Raw genomic sequence first — 3,418 nt, 5'->3', positions numbered from 1 at the left:
GGCAGCCGGGTGGAAAAGCTGGCGAATGCCAGGTGACCATCATGACGGATGGGGCGGTTGGTGCGCCAAATCCTGGGCGCCGTTTCACGTGAAACTTGGATTGATTTTGGCCGGGGTGGTGCGGGCGGGTGAGGGAGCGGGTCGCGGTGGGGTGGTTTCACGTGAAACGCGGATCGCTGGTTCGGCTTCCGGCGCGGGCGTGTCAGGCGGGATGCTGCGCGGCCTCAAAGCCGGGATGAAGGGCGCTGGCCGGACCGAGGTAAGCATCCCGCTCACTCAAGGTAAAGCCTCCCAATCGCAATGTCTGGGCGCTTACCGGCTCCCGGACCGCGCGCCCTGGTCGGCTCACTTCGCGTCGCCATCGTGGCCGTAGTCCGTACCGTCACCGTCGTCCTTGCCGGGCGTCTTGCGGACGCCCGCTATCGAGCCAGTTCAGCACCGGGCCCGCGGTCAACGTCGCGGTTCTCCGGCCTGCCTCGCCCTGCCGCTCACCGAGCCTCATCCCACGACCCGAACCTCCCCCGAACAGCAAGCGGCCCCTGGTTCCGGGGAACCAGGGGCCGTGTGGTGGAGCGGAAGCCGTCAGGGCTTCGGGAAGATGATGACCCGCCGCTGCGGCTCTTCGCCTTCGCTCTCGCTGTGGACGCCTGCCACTGCTGCGACGGCGTCGTGGACGACCTTGCGTTCGAACGGGGTCATCGGGTGCAGGCGGGCGCGCTCGCCGGAGGCGGCCACCTTCTCCGCAGTGGTGCGGCCGAGTTCTGCCAGTTCTGCTCGGCGGCCTGCTCGCCACTGGGCGATGTCGAGCATGAGGCGGCTGCGGACGCCGGTCTCCTGCTGGACCGCCAGGCGGGTGAGTTCCTGGAGCGACTCGAGGACGTTGCCTCGGGGGCCCACCAGCTTGGACAGGTCCTCGCCGCCGTCGATGCTGACCACCGCCCGGCCGCCTTCCACGTCCAGGTCGATGTCGCCGTCGTAGTCGAGCAGGTCCAGCAGGCGCTCGAGATAGTCGCCCGCGATGTCGCCTTCCTGGACGAGCAGGTCCTCGGTCTTGCTCTGCGACTGCGGCTCGGCCTCGGTCCCGGCCTCGGCCGGCGTCGACGCCTCCACGTCGTCGGTCGCCTGCAAGGTCTCCGACACGATGTCTCCTCTCCGGGGCAACGCCCGAATCTAGCGGCGCTTCTTGCTGCCCGGCTTCTTGCTGGTGGATCGGCCTGGGGTCAGGCCGGGGATCTCGGTGTTCGGCGACGAACCGTTCGCGTCCTTCTCGGCTTCCGGCTTCGCGGCCTTGGTGGCCTTCGAGGCGGAGCCGCCGGGGCCCGCGGTGGGCTGGCGCTTGGCGCCGTTCGCGGGCTTCGCGCCCGGTGCGGGCTTCTTCGGGTTCACCGGCTTCGCGCCCGGCTTGGGGGCGAGGGCCTGCCGGGTCTCGACGACGGTGGCCTTCTTCTGCTCTTCCTCGGCGTCGATGCGCTTGTAGACGATGTGCTGCTGGCCGAGGGTCCAGCCGTTGTTGGACAGCCAGTACAGCAGGATCGCGACGGGGAAGAAGAAGCCACCGACCAGGACGCCCAGTGGGAAGATGTAGAGCGTCAGCTTGTTCATGATGGCCGTCTGCGGGTTGTCCAGCGCGGCCTGGTTCTGGCGGGCGACCGAGTGGCGGGCCGTGAAGTGGGTCGCGATGGACGCCACGATCATCAGCGGCACGGACACGAGGATGACGTTGAGGCGTTCGGTGCCGAACGCGGCCAGCTGGTCGGCCGGCATCGTGATGAACGTCGAGAGGTTGGTGCCGAAGAGCTTCGCCTGGACGAACGAGTCGACGCCGGCCTTGTCGAAGAAGTAGACCTCGCCCCAGCCGGGCTTGAACGAGCGCAGCACGTGGAACAGGCCGATGAAGACCGGGATCTGCACCAGCATCGGCAGGCAGCCGCCGAGCGGGTTCACGCCGTGCTCGGACTGCAGCTTCTGCATCTCCTGCGCCTGGCGCTGGCGGTCGTTCGGGAACTTCTTCTTGATCTTCTGCATCTCCGGCGCGAACTCCTGCATCTTTCGCATGGAGCGCACCTGGCCGACGAACGGCTTGAAGAGGATGGCGCGGAGGGTGAAGACCAGGAAGACCACGGCCAGCGCCCAGGCGAACCCGCTCGCTTCACCGAAGACCTTGCCGAACACCCAGTGCCAACACCACAAGATGAAGGACACCGGGTAGTAGATGAAGTTGAGCACGGACTACTCCTCGGTGGATACGTCGGGGACCTGCCGCCTCGGCGGAACGGGGTCCAGGCCTCCAGGGTGCCAGGGTCCGCAGCGCAGCAACCGGCGGATCGTCAGCCAGGTTCCTCGCAGCGCACCGTGGACGGTCAGGGCTTCCACCGCGTACGCGCTGCAGCTCGGGTAGAAGCGACAGGTCGGCGGTAGCAGTGGGGAGACGAAGCGCCGGTAGAAGTGCACCGGCAGCAGCGCGACCTTGGCGGGCAACGTGGTCATCGCAGCACCTTGCGCAGAGCGGAGGAGAGGTCGGCGGCGAGCTCCTCGCTCGACGCCTCGGCTGCTGGAGCCAACGCCCTCACCACCACCAGAGTTCCCGGTGGCAGGTCCGCCAGGCACGGCCGGACGACGTGGCGGAGGCGCCGGTAGACGCGGTGGCGCACCACCGAGTTGCCCACGGCCTTGCTCACGACGAAGCCCACCTTGGACGAATCCAAGGTGGGCACGTCGGGCTTCAAGACGTGGACGACCAACCGGGGTCGTCCGGCGCGGCGGCCTCTGCGGACCACCAGGCCGAAGTCCTGGCTGCGGGTGAGCCGGGCGGCCGGTGGGAGCACGACGACGCTGCGCTTACCAGCCGCGATCAGGCGGACAGGCGGGCACGGCCCTTGCTTCGGCGCGCGGCCAGAATGGCGCGGCCGGCGCGGGTGCGCATGCGCAGCCGGAAGCCGTGCGTCTTCGCGCGGCGGCGGTTGTTGGGCTGGAAGGTGCGCTTACCCTTGCTCACGGTCGGTTCTCCCGTTGCTTCACTGCTGACAAAGCCTGTGTGGTTGTCCCCGACGGCAGTGGACGTAGGCGCGCGAAAGGCGCCCGTCGCAAGCGGGAGACTCCTACGAGGGTACGCATGCCCGGGTGCGGCGACCAAATCGGGGTGGGTGAGGCCACGTCTTGTGAGCCGTGGCGGCCCTTGTTACCGTGCTTCCCTCGCGCATGCCGGGGCTGGCGTGGGAGCCGCCACCGTACCGGCAACACAACGCACCTTTTAGTGCACAGTTGTGGATAACTCTGTGGATACCTCTATTCTCCGTGTCCACAAGTGGAGTCGTGGGCTCCGGCGGAGGGGAGGGGAGCGCGGAGGTGTCGAACCAGCAGGTGGACCTTGGTCTCGTGTGGGCCGAGGTGGTGCAGGAACTGGCGACGAGCCACCTGT

The 3,418-nt window shown here is 68.1% G+C and carries 5 protein-coding genes; all 5 read right to left on the bottom strand.

Annotated features, from left to right (window positions below; all coding sequences use genetic code 11):
- Window positions 1-582: 582 nt before the first annotated feature.
- The 5 genes from BLT23_RS39770 to rpmH are packed head-to-tail and all read right to left on the bottom strand — an operon-like array spanning window position 583 to window position 2,995.
- Window positions 583-1,140, bottom strand: coding sequence for a Jag family protein (locus BLT23_RS39770; RefSeq protein ID WP_176947168.1), 558 nt, complete (start codon window positions 1,138-1,140; stop codon window positions 583-585).
- Between the two features lie 30 nt (window positions 1,141-1,170).
- Window positions 1,171-2,226 (bottom strand): membrane protein insertase YidC, encoded by a 1,056-nt coding sequence (gene yidC / locus BLT23_RS39765; RefSeq protein WP_090060599.1) that lies wholly within the window; start codon window positions 2,224-2,226, stop codon window positions 1,171-1,173.
- Window positions 2,227-2,229: 3 nt separating this feature from the next.
- Window positions 2,230-2,487, bottom strand: a complete 258-nt coding sequence (gene yidD / locus BLT23_RS39760; protein ID WP_089948307.1) for a membrane protein insertion efficiency factor YidD — start codon at window positions 2,485-2,487, stop codon at window positions 2,230-2,232.
- Window positions 2,484-2,825 carry a ribonuclease P protein component gene (rnpA, locus tag BLT23_RS39755; protein ID WP_090060596.1) on the bottom strand — a complete coding sequence of 114 codons (342 nt, stop codon included), beginning with the start codon at window positions 2,823-2,825 and terminating at the stop codon, window positions 2,484-2,486. The genes yidD and rnpA overlap by 4 nt, the downstream gene beginning before the upstream one ends.
- Before the next feature lie 26 nt (window positions 2,826-2,851).
- Entirely contained in the window at window positions 2,852-2,995 is a 144-nt protein-coding gene (gene rpmH, locus BLT23_RS39750) for a 50S ribosomal protein L34 (RefSeq protein ID WP_090060594.1), read from the bottom strand.
- Between the last annotated feature and the right edge of the window lie 423 nt (window positions 2,996-3,418).

It is taken from the genome of Lentzea fradiae, from assembly GCF_900100955.1.
Taxonomy (GTDB): domain Bacteria; phylum Actinomycetota; class Actinomycetes; order Mycobacteriales; family Pseudonocardiaceae; genus Lentzea; species Lentzea fradiae.
The sequence above is the reverse complement of the archived record's forward strand: the minus strand, read 5'-3'. Positions and strand labels throughout refer to the sequence as shown.